Consider the following 16894-nt stretch of genomic DNA (forward strand, 5'->3'; position numbering starts at 1 on the left):
CTAAATAATTTGCAATACTCTTTCTGTATTTCAAATATTTCATTCATGAATCTCGGAGTTTAAAGACCTAAGCTTTTGCATTGAAAGGTTCGATATCTATTATGTATTGATCTGCACCTATAAATAGCTGGAATCTCATCATAATATTCATATATTGTCGCTCCTATGGTTACTTATGAAGGGAACCTTGGTACGTTCCTTTGGCCTCGATTCATTTCTCCGTTTATATAAGTAGTAAATGTAACGTTCTGATAGGCTATTTCGTGCCCCTATGCGCTCTATTGTCTAAGCGGATAAACATTTCCCTTTTCTCTCTTTGGACCTCTTAACGGGCTTCTATGCCGGCTTGTGCATATCCCTGAGGATGGCTTGTCTCTATTTCTTGCAGCACCGCCCGAGCATATTACGGTTTATATGGAAGAATTTCTTAACTTATCGGCAAAAAAACAAATCCCTAGCTGAGACTAAACTTCAATAGTCTTGATTTTTTGGACTAGAATTCTGAGTCATTTATATTACATATGTTTATATAACTTACTGTATTCTTTCTTGAATAAACCATTTTGGGTCCTTTTAATCCTCTGCGCCTTTTCAAGAAATAAGGGTTTTTATGCTGACTTTCTTTTATTAGGTACTAAAATAGAGAGGGGATAAAGTATTTGGCAAGTGATAAGACGATAATTCATGTGCTTTTCTTATATTTGGGCCTGTATTCAAGCGTAGGCGACCGCAATATTTGCTTGAGGAAATGAGTCTATTGCTTTGAATAATTAAACATAATTGTAACATACTAAAATGATGACTGAAGGTTATAAAGTAAGAGCGTATGAGGGTCCGGTAAAAAGATATTGCCAGACAATGGATTTGAAAGGTGAACCGGAATTAATTGCGGAATATGTAAGGCGACATAGTGAAGCGAGGTGTGGCCTGAAATCAAGGCAGGCATCCGAGAAGTGGGAATCTTAGAGATGGAGATTTATCTCTTGGAGAATCGCCTCTTTATGATTGTTGAAACTTCGCTTGACTTTGATTGGGATACAGCGATGAATCAGTTGGCTAAGTTACCACGACAGGAGGAGTGGGAGAACTACATGGCAATATTCCAAGCATGTGCGGAGGGAGCAACTTCGGATGAGAAGTGGAATATGATGCAACGGATTTTTTATTTATACAATAGTTGAATTCGACGCTGGCGCGAACCGATGTAAAAAAGAAAAAGGCACCCAAGAGTGGAAGCCTCTCAAATACCTTATTTCTTACAGTAGCGGGACCCGGGATTGAACCGGGGACCTCATGATTATGAATCATGCGCTCTAACCGGCTGAGCTATCCCGCCATCATTTCTGATTGCGGGTGCAAAGATAGAGGTTTTTCTATAAACGCCAAAAAAAAAGGCATCTTTTTTGGCCTTGTTTTATGCTTCTATGCTTACATTTCCTTTAAATCAGGATTTTAGAGCAACGAAAAAAATGCTTGGTTAGAATAAAGTGCCCGATTTATAGCTATTTATTTAGAAAAAGTCTCTATCTTGGCAACGTTAAAAACAAATTAAGCTTGCTATGAAGAAAGAAAAAATTCATTTGGAGTACTTACTTAATGCAACTTCTAAAAGTATCCTTTGGGCAGCAATCAGTACACCTACCGGACTAGAGGATTGGTTTGCTGACAGAGTCGTCTCGGATGATAAAAACGTAGAGTTTCATTGGGGGAAAACAGAGCAAAGAAGTGCTGAGATTATAGCAATTCGTTCGTTTTCCTTTATTCGTTTTCGTTGGTTGGACGATGAAAACGAACGTGATTACTTTGAAATAAAGATGGGATACAATGAACTGACAAGCGACTATGTACTTGAGATCACGGATTTCGCAGATGCGGATGAAGTTATTGATATGAGGGAATTGTGGGAATCTCAGGTAGCCAAATTGAGAAGAACGTGTGGATTTTAGTTAACTTTCAACTAAAAATTTTCGATGATCCTTTTTTTTGTGCTAATTTTGCATCTTAAATGTAGGAACCTATTGAGATGCTGCGCATAAAAAAATTAGATATATTTATCGTTAAGAGCTTTTTGATGCTCTTTATCGGCACATTTTTTATTTGTCTATTCATCTTCATGATGCAGTTTCTGTGGAGGTATGTTGATGAATTAGTCGGAAAAGGATTAGAAATGAGCGTGATGGCTCAGTTCTTTTTCTATTCAGCATTAACTTTGGTGCCAGTAGCACTGCCGTTGGCAGTGCTACTGGCTTCTTTGATTACATTCGGTAACTTTGGCGAGCGTTATGAACTGCTTGCTATGAAGGCTGCCGGTATTTCTTTACTTAAAATCATGCGTCCACTGATTTTCTTTGTATGTGGCCTGGTTGGAGTCTCTTTCTATTTCCAGAATATAGTAGCACCTATCGCTCAAGCCAAGCTGGGAACACTTATCATCTCAATGAAGCAAAAGTCGCCGGAGCTGGATATTCCGGAGGGCGTGTTCTATTCCGATATTCCGGACTATAACTTGAAAGTGGCTAAGAAGAACCGAAAAACGGGAGTATTGTATGATGTGATGATCTATAACCTGAAAGATGGGTTCGAAAATGCACATATCATCTATGCTGATTCGGGACGATTGGAAATGACAGCCGATAAGCAACATCTTTGGCTGCATCTGTATGACGGTGACTTGTTCGAGAATCTGAGAGCCCAGAATATGAAGTCGCAGAATGTTCCGTACCGGCGCGAGTCTTTTCGAGAGAAACATTCGATCATTGAGTTTGATTCTGAATTCAATATGGCCGATGCCAGTATCATGAACAATACGTCCAGTGCTAAGAATATGATTGCATTGCAGGCTTCAATCGATTCAATGACGGTGTTGGGTGACAGTATTGGGAGGCAATATTACCAAGAAATATCGGATGGAAACTTTCGTGCCCCCTATGGGCTGACCAAAGAAGATACGACCAAGATCATGCAGGCAGACATACGCTCATACAATATGGATAGTCTTTATGAGGTAGCCACTTTGATGCAGAAGCAGAAGATTATCACAACGGCAGTCAGCCGGGCTGAAAATATAGGAAGTGACCTTACCATGAAAAGTTATACCATGGCAAATAACGATTACAGTATGCGTAAGCATCAGACGGAGTGGCATAAGAAAATAACGATATCCCTTTCCTGCCTGCTCTTCTTCTTTATTGGCGCTCCTTTGGGCGGTATTATCCGTAAAGGAGGGTTAGGTATGCCCGTTATTGTTTCGGTATTTGTGTTTATCATCTATTATATTATCGATAATACAGGTTATAAGATGGCGCGTGACGGCAAGTGGATTGTCTGGATGGGTATGTGGACCAGTACGGCTATTCTTGCACCTTTAGGGGCTTTTCTTACCTATAAATCAAATAATGACTCAGTCGTTTTGAATGCCGATGCGTATATCAACTGGTTTAAGAAGATAGCGGGAATTCGAAGTGTCCGGCATCTGTTTAAGAAAGAAGTGATAATTCACGACCCCAACTATCAACGTTTACCGGGCGATTTGCAAACGCTTACAGCTGAATGTGAGGCCTATGTTGCGAAGAGACGGTTGCAGAAACCACCCAACTATTTCCAATTGTGGATGTCGGCAGAAAAAGATGATGAGATTGTGCATATAAACAATCACCTGGAAGGCTTGGTGGAAGAAATGTCGAATACCGAATCGGTTACGTTACTGAGTGCACTTAATAGTTATCCGGTAATTCCTGTAACTGCTCATATGCGTCCTTTCCCTATTTATTGGTTAAACATATTGGCCGGGGTTGTTTTCCCTGTCGGATTATTCTTTTATTTCCGTATTTGGATATTCCGCGTGCGTTTGGCCAAAGACATGGAACGAATCATGAAGAACAACGAACAAGTTCAATTCATCATACAGAATATAAATAAATGAGAGATATGAAAGATATTAAAATGGATAAAATAGAAGATGCGATTGCCGACTTCAAGGAAGGCAAGTTTGTCATTGTAGTCGATGATGAAGATCGCGAGAATGAAGGTGACCTGATTATTGCTGCAGAAAAGATAACTCCCGAGGATGTGAATTTTATGTTGAAATATGCTCGTGGCGTTCTCTGTGCACCGGTTACGCTCTCTCGTTGTAAAGAGCTCGATCTACCTCATCAGGTGAGTGACAACACTTCTGTGTTAGGCACTCCTTTCACAATAACGATTGATAAATTAGAAGGCTGCACTACCGGAGTCTCAGCAGCAGACCGTGCAGCAACGATTCTGGCTTTGGCAGATCCTAAATCTACGCCGTCCACTTTTGGCCGTCCGGGACATATCAATCCCTTGTATGCACAAGAAAAAGGCGTACTTCGCCGTGCCGGACATACCGAAGCTACCATTGATTTGGCACGTTTGGCTGGGCTTTATCCGGCAGGTGCTTTGATGGAGATTATGAATGATGACGGCTCTATGGCTCGTTTACCGGAACTTCGTCAGCTGGCTGATGAGCATGGATTGAAATTGATATCCATCCGTGATTTAATTGCCTATCGACTCAAGCAAGAATCAATTGTAGAGAAAGGGGTAGAGGTAAGCATGCCTACCGAACATGGAATGTTTCGCCTGATTCCTTTCCGTCAAAAATCGAACGGATTGGAACATGTCGCTTTGTTTAAAGGTGAATGGAAAGAAGACGAAGCCATTTTGGTACGTGTTCACTCCTCTTGCGTTACCGGAGATATCTTTAGTTCCAGACGTTGCGACTGTGGTGAGCAGTTGCACAAAGCGATGGAAATGATTGATAAAGAAGGTAAAGGAGCAATCGTTTATCTTAATCAGGAAGGCCGTGGCATTGGCTTGATGGAAAAGATGAGAGCTTATAAACTTCAGGAAGACGGAATGGACACAGTAGACGCCAACGTTTGTTTGGGACACTTGGCCGATGAGCGCGATTACGGTGTAGGAGCGCAGATACTCCGCGAACTGGGTGTGCATAAGATGAAACTTATGACGAATAATCCGTTAAACGTGTTGGTTTGGAAGCCTATGGTTTAGAGATTACAGAGAATGTAGCTGTTGAAACTGTACCGAATCCATTTAACGAACGCTATCTGAGAACAAAGAAAGAAAGAATGGGACATAGTCTTCATTTTAACAAGTAATTAGCTCATTTACTTTCATATATCAGATATTATAGCTTATTTTGCAGCATATTCATTTATAACAATTAACAAAGAAAACAGAATGAATCAATTATCAGATCGTTTGAACAGCTTGTCACCTTCGGCAACACTTGCCATGTCACAAAAGAGTAATGAACTCAAGGCACAGGGCGTTGATGTAATAAACTTGAGTGTAGGAGAACCCGATTTCAATACTCCTGACCACATCAAAGAAGCTGCAAAAAAAGCCATCGATGATAACTACTCACGTTATTCACCGGTTCCGGGTTATCCGGCTTTGCGCAATGCTATCGTAGAAAAATTGAAGAAAGAGAATGGCTTGGAGTATACAGCCGCTCAGATCTCTTGCGCAAATGGTGCTAAACAATCGGTTTGTAATGCAATTCTGGTATTGGTTAATCCGGGAGATGAAGTGATTGTTCCGGCTCCTTATTGGGTGAGCTACCCGGAGATGGTTAAACTGGCCGAAGGTACTCCGGTTATTGTTTCAGCCGGCATTGAACAAGACTTTAAAATAACTCCTGCTCAATTGGAAGCTGTGATAACTCCTAAAACCAAAGCCTTGATTCTTTGTTCTCCTTCCAATCCTACCGGATCGGTTTACAGCAAAGAAGAGTTGGCCGGATTGGCTACTGTATTGGCTAAGTACCCGCAGGTTATTGTATTGGCCGACGAGATTTACGAACATATCAACTACATCGGAGCACATCAGAGCATCGCTCAGTTCCCGGGCATGAAAGAACGCACAGTAATCGTGAACGGAGTTTCGAAAGCATATGCTATGACCGGATGGAGAATCGGTTTCATCGCCGGCCCGGATTGGTTGGTGAAAGCATGCAATAAGCTACAGGGACAGTATACCTCAGGACCTTGTTCAGTTTCTCAGAAAGCTGCTGAAGCTGCCTATACAGGTACACAAGAACCCGTAAAGGAAATGCAAAAAGCTTTTGAACGTCGTCGTGATTTGATCGTGGAATTGGCGAAAGAAGTTCCGGGATTTGAAGTAAATGTTCCGCAAGGCGCATTCTACCTGTTCCCTAAATGCGATAGCTACTTTGGTAAGAGCTTCGGTGATCAAGTTGTAAAAGACTCAGATGATTTGGCCATGTATCTGCTTGGAGAAGCTCACGTAGCTTGTGTAGGCGGAACATCCTTTGGTGCCCCCGATTGCATCCGAATGAGTTATGCAACTAGCGATGAAAACATTGTAGAGGCCATTCGCCGCATCAAGGAAGCATTAGCTAAGTTGAAATAAGTCTATTTGAACATACAAAGAGGGGTACCGTCTATTTATTGATAGAAGGTACCCCTCTTCTTTATGAAAGGCATACCCAAAAGCCGCTTTCGTTTCTCTGCTTAGAACCTAATACGAAATACATATCATGAAAAAAAGCCTTATTATCTACCTGTTCCTGAGCCTGAGTATGTTTGCTTTTAGTAAGAAAGCCCCAATCAGCACCTCTTGTCTGCAAACGGAAATGCGTGTCAACCCCAAGGGGCTTGATTGCATCACTCCTCGATTAAGTTGGGAAATCTCCTCCGAAGCGCGAGATGTACAACAATTATGTTATCATGTTCTCGTATCGTCCTCCCTCGATAAACTGAATCAGGATGAAGGCGATTTATGGGATTCCGGGCTCGTTACTTCCAATCAGTCAGTTTATATCCCATACGGCGGTCAAGCGTTGGCGAGCCGGATGAAATGTTATTGGAAAGTAAAAGTGAAAACCAATCAAGGCACTACCTCCTGGAGCGAGCCTTCCAATTGGGAAATGGGACTTATGCATCCGACAGATTGGCAAGCCCTATGGATTGGACGGAGTTTTCCTGCGGATAAATTGGTAGGAAAGACCAGCGTACCTGCCCGCTATGTACGCAAATCGTTTTATTTGAAGACAAAAAAGGTTCAGAAGGCAACGCTTTATGTCAGCGGACTGGGATTCTACGAAGCCTTTTTGAATAGTCAGAAACTGGGCGACCAAGTGCTGGCACCTACACCTACCGACTATTCAAAGTCAGTAAAATACAATACTTTTGATGTAACCGGAAACTTGTCGGGAGATGAAAATGTGATAGGCGTTGTGCTGGGTAACGGTCGCTATAGCACGATGCGAATGCCGGGTGTGCGGCATTTTGGTTTGCCCTGCCTACTTGCTCAGTTAGAGGTAGTGTACGAAGATGGTGATAGAGACCTGATAGCTACCGATACTTCTTGGAAAATAACGGCAGATGGCCCCATCTTGGCAAATAGTGAATTTGACGGAGAGGCGTACGATGCCCGTAAAGAGATGCCCGGATGGAATACCTCGGGGTTCGATGATCAGAGTTGGCTGCAAGCAGAGTTAGTGACTGCACCGGGCGGAAGAATGGAAGCGCAACTCAATCGGAACATCAAGATAATGGATACGGTAAAACCGATTGCACTAAACGAATTGGGCAACGGAGCTTACGTATTGGATATGGGACAAAACATGGTCGGATGGCTCCGGATGCAAGTGAAAGGAGAAAGAGGTGATCAAGTAAAACTGCGTTTTGCCGAACTGTTGCAAAAGGACGGAACACTCTATACAGCCAATTTGCGCAGTGCCGATTGTACGGATACCTATATAATGAAAGGGACTTCGCCAGAAACATGGGAGCCAACTTTTACCTATCACGGTTTCCGTTATGTCGAACTGACGGGATTCAGAGAAAAACCGTCCCTGGCTGACTTCGAGGGACAAGTGATTTATGATGAAATGGAACTCACCGGTAAGTGGGTCACCTCCGATACGCTACTGAATCGTATCTATCAGAATTCATATTGGGGTATCCGTAGCAACTATCGCGGAATGCCTACCGATTGTCCGCAACGTGACGAACGCATGGGTTGGTTGGGCGATAGAGCGGTCGGATCTCAGGGCGAAAGCTATATGTTCAACAATCATCTTTTATATGCTAAATGGCTCGATGATATTGAACAAGCGCAGAAGGAGGGTGGTGCCGTGCCCGATGTAGCTCCTAACTATTGGGATGTTTGTACCGATAACATGACTTGGCCCGGCGCCTATCTAATCATTGCGAACATGCTTTATGAACAGTTTGGCGATTTAGCACCCATCGTGAAGCATTATGATTCGATGAAGAAGTGGATGTACTACATGAAGGACAAATACATGGTAGACCACATCATGACGAAAGATAATTTCGGTGATTGGTGTATGCCTCCGGAGTCTCCGGAGTTGATCCATTCCAAAGATCCTTCGCGAATCACCGAAGCCGCCGTTTTGGGTACGACATTCTATTATCACCTATCCGGCTTGATGAGTCGTTTTGCCACATTGGTCGGACATGCGCAAGATGCTGATGCCTTTCAGCAAGAAGCCCTTGCGGTAAAAGACGCCTTTAATACCAAGTACTTCCATGCGGATGCCGGGTATTACGGTAATAATACGGTGACTGCGAATATTCTTTCTTTGCGGTTTGGTATGGTTCCCGAACAGTATCAGCAGGCTGTCTTTGCTAACATTGTTGAAAAAACGATGAAGGACTTCAACGGGCACGTGAGCACCGGGCTGGTAGGGATACAACAACTGATGCGCGGACTGTCCGACTATGGGCGTAGCGATCTGGCTTATCAGATTGCAACGAACCGCACCTATCCCAGTTGGGGCTATATGGTGGATAAAGGAGCCACTACGATATGGGAACTTTGGAATGGTGATACGGCAGACCCAGCCATGAACTCAGCCAATCATGTCATGCTACTGGGTGATTTAATCGTCTGGAATTATGGTTACCTGGCCGGGATAAACAATACGCCCGGCAGTGTAGGCTTCAAGCATATCACGTTGAAGCCCTATCCGGTGAAAGGGCTTGGCAGCGTCAAGGCATCTTTCCGGTCGGTGCATGGAGAGATAAAGAGTGACTGGCGAAAGGAGCAGGGCCACTTTCTTTGGAACATCACTGTGCCCTGTAATACTTCTGCCAAGGTGTATGTACCGGTTACCGATGCAAAGATGGATCGCAAGGAGCAGAGACTGCTTGAGAAAGAAGGAGCGAAGTTTGTAGGGGTGGAAAACAGATACGCCGTATTTGACTTTCCTTCGGGCAGCTATTCCTTAAAAACGCGTTATGCGGAATAACTAAAATAAAAGGCTGCTTCCTTTGTAGGGAGCAGCCTTTTATTTCTTTCTGGGATTGTATTATTCAGCCGGGTGAATTGCTTCAGAAGGACAAACATCTGCGCAAGTTCCGCAGTCTGTGCATACATCTGCATTGATAGAATAGATATCACCTTCAGAGATAGCTTCTACCGGACACTCGTCGATGCAAGTTCCGCAAGCAATACAATCGTCATTAATTACGTAAGCCATTTTTTTAAGATTTAAATTATTAGTACTAATTCGTTTGGCAAAAATAAACCTTTTATTTGTGACTTACTATGCTTCTATGATTAAAATGACTTAATTTGTACGTCTTCTAAATAAGCAACACCTCTTATTTATGCTATATTTTTCGTATTTTTGCAATCAAATTACTAATATATAGCGATTATGCCTTTAAACTTACCCGATAGACTCCCTGCGATAGAGCTGCTAAAGGAAGAAAATATCTTTGTAATAGACGCCTCACGCGCCACACAACAGGATATTCGTCCCTTACGGATTGTGATATTGAATCTGATGCCGCTCAAGATTACCACGGAAACAGATTTAATCCGTTTGTTATCAAATAGCCCTTTGCAGGTAGAAATGTCGTTTATGAAGATAAAGAGCCATACTTCTAAAAATACACCGGTTGAACATATGCAGGCTTTCTATACTGATTTTGAGGAGATGAGAGACGAGAAATATGACGGGATGATTGTCACCGGTGCACCTGTGGAGCAATTCGATTTCGAAGAGGTTTCCTATTGGGATGAGGTTACCGAAATCTTTGATTGGGCACGTACCCACGTCACATCTACCTTATATATATGCTGGGCAGCCCAAGCCGGACTGTATCATCATTACGGAATACCTAAATACCCCTTGGAGAAAAAGATGTTTGGCATCTTCGAACATCGGGCTTTAGAACCTTTGCATGCTATCTTTCGCGGTTTCGACGATTGCTTCTATGTACCTCATAGCCGCCATACCGAATTGCGCCGGGAAGATATCCTAAAGAATCCGGAGCTGACTTTATTGTCCGAATCAAAGGAAGCGGGCGTTTATATGGTAATGGCTCGTGGAGGTCGTGAGTTCTTCGTGACCGGCCATTCGGAGTATTCGCCTTTGACGTTGGATTCGGAATATCAGCGAGACTTGGAAAGAGGATTGGAAATCGAACTCCCCCGGAACTATTACCTGGATGATGATCCCGAGAAAGGACCGGTCGTACGTTGGCGTGCCCACGCTAATTTGCTTTTTTCCAACTGGCTGAACTACTTTGTATACCAAGAAACTCCGTTTAATATTAACGATATTCAATGATCAAACAGCGTAAAATAGAACTTCTTGCTCCGGCAAAAAACTTGGAGTGCGGTATGGAAGCCATAAACCATGGAGCCGATGCAGTATATATCGGTGCTCCGAAGTTTGGGGCTCGTGCGGCGGCTGTAAATTCATTGGAAGATATTGAGGCATTGGTGAATTATGCCCATTTGTATAATGTTCGCATCTACGTCACGGTCAACACCGTCCTGAAAGAAGAAGAGCTGAAAGAAACGGAGGAGATGATCCACGCTTTGCATCGGGTCGGAGTAGACGCGCTCATTGTGCAAGACATGGGAATCACGAAACTGAATCTTCCGCCTATCCCGCTTCATGCCAGCACGCAGATGGATAATCGCACCCCCGAGCGGGTTAAGTTTCTGAGCGAAGCCGGATTCAAACAAGTCGTCTTAGCCCGGGAACTCTCTTTGCGTGAAATAGCCAAGATACATCAAACCTGTCCGGATGTGCCACTGGAAGTATTTGTTCATGGCGCCTTGTGCGTTAGCTATAGCGGACAATGCTACGTAAGTCAGGCTTGTTTCGGCCGCAGTGCCAACCGGGGAGAATGTGCGCAATTCTGTCGTTTACCTTTTAGTATGGTTGATGCCGACGGTAAGGTCATTATAAAAGAGAAGCATCTCCTTTCGTTGAAGGATCTCAATCAGAGTGATGAGTTGGAACAACTCTTGGATGCCGGCGCCTCTTCTCTTAAGATAGAGGGACGGTTGAAAGATGTCTCTTATGTGAAGAATGTAACCGCTGCCTATCGGCAGAAGCTAGATGCTATTCTGGCACGTCGTCCCGAATATGTGCGTGCCTCCTCCGGGAAGAGCCGTTTCACATTCACCCCTCAATTGGATAAGAGTTTTAGTCGGGGTTTTACCCATTACTTCCTGCATGGGCGTGACAACGGAGTTCACTCCTTCGATACGCCCAAATCGCTGGGTGAGGAGATGGGAACCATGAAAGAAGCACGTGGCAATTACATCACCGTAGCCGGCGTGAAATCATTCAATAACGGAGATGGTGTATGCTATATTGATGAACAAGGGCGATTGCAGGGATTCCGCATCAACCGGGTAGAAGCGAATAAGCTCTTTCCGCAAGAGATGCCCAAGATTAAGCCGCGCACGCCGCTGTATCGTAATTATGATCAGGAATTTGAGAAACTTCTTTCGCATAAGTCCGCAGAGCGTAAAATAAGCATTTCCGTTCGGTTGACTGAAAATGAGTCCGGTTTCTCACTATCGCTGACTGATGAAGACGGTAATAATGCGATCTTAGCGTTAGCTCGTGAAAAGGAGTTAGCTCGTACGCCGCAAACCGAGAACCTGAGGTCGCAACTACTTAAATTGGGAAACACTCCATTTGAAGCTCAAGAAGTGGAGATCGAATTTGCCGATAATTGGTTTCTGCCGGCATCTGTATTAGCGGATTTACGGCGGCAAGCTGTGGAAAAACTACTGTCCGTTCGCACCACGAACTATCAACAGGAAGTAGCGGTGTGGAAACCAACAACGCATGCTTATCCGCAGACAGCACTGACCTATTTGGGGAATGTTATGAATACCCGGGCTGCCTCATTCTATCAGGAGCACGGCGTACAGCAAATAGCACCGGCCTACGAGAAAGAACCGGTCAAAGATGCCGTACTGATGTTTTGTAAGCATTGCCTCCGCTATAGCATGGGTTGGTGTCCGATTCATCAACGGGTACGTTCTCCGTACCGGGAGCCCTATTATCTACTATCTAATGACGGAAAACGTTTCCGTCTTGAGTTTGATTGTAAAAACTGCCAAATGAAAGTAAAAACCGAGTAATGAAGAAATTCTCACTCAGAAGCATGTTGCGTGTTACAGCGTTTCGCAACGTAACCAGACACGGTATCGGCAAACTTTCGCTTGCCTGGGTCGGATGCATGCTGATGAGTTTGACTCTTCTGTCAGGTTGTTATTACAAAGTGCCTGACTTAGAATCGGAAAAATACTCGCAAGACACCAAAGATTCGTTACGCTACTTGTATGAGCGGCATTATACGTTTGATACCAACCTCGAGGTAGTGAGCGATTCTGTCTCTTTGGAGTGCTTGCCCATTAAAGATACTTATATCCATTTGCATCGGGGCGATCGCGTTGTTGTTGCAGAGTTTGCCATTCACCCTGCCGATAGTGTGGATAGTGTTTGGGTGAAGTTGGCGCATGCGCAAGAAGAACAGGGCTGGTTGCGTGAGGTAGATCTGAAAACATCATTTGCTCCTACCGATAGCCTTTCGCAAGCTATTCACTTCTTTAGTGATACGCACGCCTCCTATTTTGTCATTATATTCGCTCTATTCGTTGGTGCATATCTTTTTCGTGCATACCGTAAGAAGCAATTGCAAATCGTCTATTTCAACGATATCGATAGCGTTTACCCGTTGTTTCTTTGTCTGCTGATGGCTTTCAGTGCGACTGTTTATGAAACCATGCAAGTCTTTGTACCGGATACGTGGGAGCATTTCTATTTCAATCCGACCCTGTCTCCTTTTAAAGTACCGTTTATTCTTTCCATATTTCTACTCAGCATCTGGCTTTTTCTAGTGGTAGTGCTGGCTGTCCTCGACGATTTGTTCCGGCAGTTGACTCCCGAGGCTGCGCTGACCTATCTGTTAGGACTCATGTCTTGCTGCATTTTCTGCTATTTCTTCTTTATTTTGACTACCCATTTCTATATCGGTTATATCTTTCTGGGGCTTTTCATGTCGATATTTGCCAAAAAAGTGCGTCGCAACGTACGGTATAAGTATCGCTGCGGACACTGTGGGCAACGGTTGAAAGAAAAAGGAGTTTGTCCGCATTGTGGGGCTATCAATGAATAATTCCGGAACCTTCGGATTGCAGCATTCACCTTTCATACCCCGTATACAGCCACCCTACACAAAGGTTGGTTTTTAGCTTTCAGCTTTCATTTTGTGAGATAACTTGCTGATATGCAATCCGATAATCCTGAAGGCTAAGGCTGAAAGTAGTAACACTGCTTTCAGCTTGCGCAGACTCTAAACTTTTTGACTGGATTGCGAACTCCCGAAGCGGACAGCTTTAGGCCGGACCGGCGGACTCTGCTAATTTGAGTTGGCGATGTGTTTGGTTGCCGCATGGGAGCATAAATCAGGAGCTATATCAAGCGAACTTATTCCAAAATCTAAATCGGACTAATTTCTCCTAGAAGAGAAAACCTGAAAGCAATGAATGTAGCTGCTTTCAGGATAAAAGAGTTGTGTACTAGTTTATTACCTCCGATCCTGAAGGCTGAAAGCTAAAATAGCAAACTTTTTTTCTTGCTGTTTGGGTCCGTAATTCCAGTGTGTTTCTTCTATTTGTTGTTTGATAAAACTAAGTTTGTGTGTAGCCCGAGATAAAAAGCGGGAAAGGTTAGCAATGAAAAAGAGAGGCAATATTTCCGTTATTCGTCAACTTTACCCGGACAGTTTTGCTGAGTCGTTGGAGTGTTTCAAAACAAGTATTCTTTTCATTCCAAACAAGTATTCTTATGCGTGCAAACAAGTAATGTTTCGGACTGGATGAAGCGGGCATCCGACTTTCTTCCCCCGGGCATTTGGCTGAAAGCCCCGGGCAATTGGGTTGCTTCCCCCGGGCATTTGAACGAAAGCCCCGGGCATTCGGAAGCGGGCGAACGGTTGATTAATCCATGCACTCAACTCTTCTGTGGCAATAATGAATTTCGCCCCTCATCTATATTCAGGCTAAGCATAGGCCGGACTTAGGTGAGAGGCGAAATCAAATCCGAAGTTACCGTTTACAAACTGCGTAATTTCTTTTTTGAAAGATAAAACTATTTTAGTGTCTACGCCGTTTCGATGACTTGTCACTTTAGAAACGACAGCGGAGATCTATACCGAACTGTGCCGGGCGTCCTTGTTGAGCAAACCCTTTGTTCATGGTTTCAAAGTAGAAAGCGTTGTAATCCTTATCGAGGAAGTTACGTGTCCAGAAGCTGATCATCGCATCGCCTACTTCCAGGTTTACCCGTCCGTTCAAGGTTCCGTAGAATGCTTGGCTGGCATTATTCTGTTCAGTCCAGTAAATACGTCCCGCACCAACATAGTTAGCTTGGAAAACAACCCGGTCGAACAGCGAACGGGGGCTGCAAGTGATGGCATATTCTCCTCCGATATTCAGCGTGTGCTTGGGAACGAAAGGAACATAATTGCCATTATACGACGTGCCCAGCGTTTCGGCATCTTGCTTTTGGTTCGTTACATAGTCGGTAAACGTAGCATACGTATATCCGTAGCTTGCGTTCAGGCTTAGCGCGCTAGTCAGGCTCGCACGGAGAGATGCTTCAGCACCATAGCTGCGGCTTTTCCCCGCATTGACCGTAATGCGTCCTAAACCACTTGGTGCAAACTGAGAAATCTGTTGGTCGCGTGTATCCATATAAAAGGCAGCAAGGTCCGCCCAAAGTTTACCTTCCCAAAGCGTGAGGTGGCTTCCCACTTCGTAGCTCCACGAATATTCAGGTTTGTATTGAGTAGCTTCTTTTATATCCGGTAGTTCTTTCTTCTGTTTTTCCAGCATGGCACTGAAGGACGCGAAGTTCTTATCTTGAGCCAATGCGTCGAGTGCTGCGTTCTGCATACCTCCCTGCGCTATATCAGAAAACATTTGAATGTTATAACCTCCCGAACGGTGTCCTTTGGATACGGTTGCGTACACACTGTTTCCTTTATTCCATTCGTATTGCAGCGCGAACTTAGGCAGCAGTTGTAAGTAATCCGTCGATATCTTACCGACGAACGATGCCGGTGCTTCCAAGCCCTTACTGGTAATAGTCGGGCGAGGAGGAGGCATTATGGCAGAGAAGTCAAAATTCAACGGATCGGCAATCGAGTTATAATCCAATTTTATTTTCTCATACTCCAGGCGCAGCCCGACTGTTGCCGAGAGCCCTTCGATCAATAGATTGTTATAGGTCGATTGGTGATAAACTGCTCCGTTTAAGATCGGAGTATCGAAACGACCACCTACCGATAAAGTCGAGTTGTTTACATCCATGCGAAGCTTGGGAGCTCCGGGGACGTTGCCTACCAGGTTTTCGAAGACATTATTCACATTGTCTTCAATCATAGTCTGCACTCCTTCCTGTCCGAATTGTACCGGGCCTGTAGTATGCAGCCATTGATAGAAACCGGAAGCTCCGGTAGCCCATTGCCAGTTTCTGCCGGGCTTGGACTTGAACGTGACTTCTTCTGAAATGGTATTGCCCCTTTGTTTCTGCTCCAGTGTATAAATGTTCTTTTCCGTGAAATCCTGATCAAGGAACATCCGGTCGTTCAGGTTCTGATATCCGGTAACAGCGCTGAGGATAAAATTGCGCCCTTGGTACTCCAAGTTTACCCCGGCATTGAGCAAGCCTCGGCGGTAACTGCTCGGCTCGTTATACGAAATCTTGCCGATATATTCCGAGCGGGTTTCTTCCCCCTTCACGACACCGGTGTATTCGTAAGGATATCCACCCTGATCGTCATACTCATAACTTAAGGTCATGTCGACTTTCAGGTTGCTGGTAGGCATATAAATACCCCGGAAGCGTCCACCGCCGGCATTGCTCCGGTCTATTTTCCGGTTGTTAAGAGCCGAGTTCTCGAAGAATCCTCCCGTATGCTCGTAAAAGCCGCCGGTAGAGAATGCGAAAGTGTCCGATATGCGATGGTAATGCGTTAATGAAACATTGTAATTGTTGTAAGTGGCGGCTCCCATCCGGATGTCTGTGCCCTGATAGGTAAAGGGCGATTTGGTGTGAACCTTGATAAGCCCCCCCATGGTGTTGCGTCCGTATAGAGTTCCTTGCGGACCGCGGAGAATGTCGATACGTTCAATGTCGGCATAACTGAAATCGAAGGCCGACTTGTCGATATACGGAATATTGTCTACATAGAGTCCGACCGATGGCGTATTGATACGCGAACCGACGCCGCGAATGTACATCGAAGTCGTTAACTTAGAACCGTAATCCGGGATGAACAGATTGGGGATAAGCCCCGAGAGCGATTTGATCGAAGTCACCTGATTGGCTTGCATATCTTTCTGAGACATGAGTGTTACCGACATGGGTTGTTCGCGTAGTTTCCGGTTTTCTTTGGGAGTAGCAATGATGACCACCTCTTCAATATCTACCACTTTGATAGAATCCTTTAGGTTATCTTCGGCCCATGCCGTTCCTGTTGTTAGAAAAGTGAGTGCTAAAAGTATACAATTCTTATTCATTGACCATTAT

Annotated in this window: 10 protein-coding genes, 1 tRNA gene and 2 pseudogenes; 10 read left to right on the forward strand and 3 right to left on the reverse strand. The window is 44.3% G+C overall.

Translation table 11 applies throughout. From position 1 onward, the window contains the following. Window positions 1-795 precede the first annotated feature (795 nt). Window positions 796-1181, forward strand: a pseudogene (locus JCM10512_RS14990) (L-rhamnose mutarotase). An 81-nt stretch (window positions 1182-1262) separates the two neighbouring features. Here the strand turns inward: JCM10512_RS14990 and JCM10512_RS14995 are convergent. Further along, window positions 1263-1336, reverse strand: a tRNA-Met gene (locus JCM10512_RS14995). A gap of 223 nt (window positions 1337-1559) precedes the next feature. Between JCM10512_RS14995 and JCM10512_RS15000 the strand changes: the two genes are divergently transcribed. From JCM10512_RS15000 to JCM10512_RS15020, 5 genes and pseudogenes are all read left to right on the forward strand, one after another. After that, window positions 1560-1946: an START-like domain-containing protein gene (locus JCM10512_RS15000; RefSeq protein ID WP_044164396.1), complete on the forward strand. Its 387-nt coding sequence runs from the start codon at window positions 1560-1562 to the stop codon at window positions 1944-1946. A gap of 77 nt (window positions 1947-2023) precedes the next feature. Further along, window positions 2024-3922: an LptF/LptG family permease gene (locus tag JCM10512_RS15005; RefSeq protein WP_044164398.1), complete on the forward strand. Its 1899-nt coding sequence runs from the start codon at window positions 2024-2026 to the stop codon at window positions 3920-3922. A gap of 5 nt (window positions 3923-3927) precedes the next feature. Beyond that, window positions 3928-5141, forward strand: a pseudogene (locus tag JCM10512_RS15010) (bifunctional 3,4-dihydroxy-2-butanone-4-phosphate synthase/GTP cyclohydrolase II). A gap of 82 nt (window positions 5142-5223) precedes the next feature. Next, complete coding sequence (locus tag JCM10512_RS15015; RefSeq protein ID WP_044164400.1) at window positions 5224-6417, forward strand: pyridoxal phosphate-dependent aminotransferase; 1194 nt, start codon at window positions 5224-5226, stop codon at window positions 6415-6417. Between the two features lie 127 nt (window positions 6418-6544). Further along, window positions 6545-9286 (forward strand): glycoside hydrolase family 78 protein, encoded by a 2742-nt coding sequence (locus JCM10512_RS15020; RefSeq protein WP_044164402.1) that lies wholly within the window; start codon window positions 6545-6547, stop codon window positions 9284-9286. A gap of 60 nt (window positions 9287-9346) precedes the next feature. Here the strand turns inward: JCM10512_RS15020 and fdxA are convergent, their stop codons facing one another. Continuing rightward, entirely contained in the window at window positions 9347-9517 is a 171-nt protein-coding gene (gene fdxA, locus JCM10512_RS15025; protein WP_044164405.1) for a 4Fe-4S ferredoxin, read from the reverse strand. A gap of 180 nt (window positions 9518-9697) precedes the next feature. Between fdxA and metA the strand changes: the two genes are divergently transcribed. The 4 genes from metA (at window position 9698) to JCM10512_RS22550 (ending at window position 14381) form a co-directional block, all read left to right on the forward strand. After that, window positions 9698-10615: a homoserine O-acetyltransferase MetA gene (gene metA, locus JCM10512_RS15030; protein WP_044164407.1), complete on the forward strand. Its 918-nt coding sequence runs from the start codon at window positions 9698-9700 to the stop codon at window positions 10613-10615. Beyond that, window positions 10612-12438: a peptidase U32 family protein gene (locus JCM10512_RS15035; protein WP_044164411.1), complete on the forward strand. Its 1827-nt coding sequence runs from the start codon at window positions 10612-10614 to the stop codon at window positions 12436-12438. The genes metA and JCM10512_RS15035 overlap by 4 nt, the downstream gene beginning before the upstream one ends. Further along, window positions 12438-13475, forward strand: a complete 1038-nt coding sequence (locus JCM10512_RS15040; RefSeq protein WP_394354210.1) for a zinc ribbon domain-containing protein — start codon at window positions 12438-12440, stop codon at window positions 13473-13475. Before JCM10512_RS15035 ends, JCM10512_RS15040 begins: the two co-directional genes overlap by 1 nt. Window positions 13476-14150: 675 nt before the next feature. Continuing rightward, complete coding sequence (locus tag JCM10512_RS22550; protein WP_148298422.1) at window positions 14151-14381, forward strand: hypothetical protein; 231 nt, start codon at window positions 14151-14153, stop codon at window positions 14379-14381. A 106-nt stretch (window positions 14382-14487) separates the two neighbouring features. Here JCM10512_RS22550 and JCM10512_RS15045 read toward each other — a convergent pair whose 3' ends face one another. Next, the gene (locus JCM10512_RS15045) at window positions 14488-16884 is read right to left on the reverse strand and encodes a TonB-dependent receptor (protein WP_044164412.1); all 2397 of its coding nucleotides are present in this window, start codon (window positions 16882-16884) and stop codon (window positions 14488-14490) included. Between the last annotated feature and the right edge of the window lie 10 nt (window positions 16885-16894).

The sequence above is a fragment of the Bacteroides reticulotermitis JCM 10512 genome, from assembly GCF_000517545.1.
In the GTDB taxonomy this organism is placed as follows: domain Bacteria; phylum Bacteroidota; class Bacteroidia; order Bacteroidales; family Bacteroidaceae; genus Bacteroides; species Bacteroides reticulotermitis.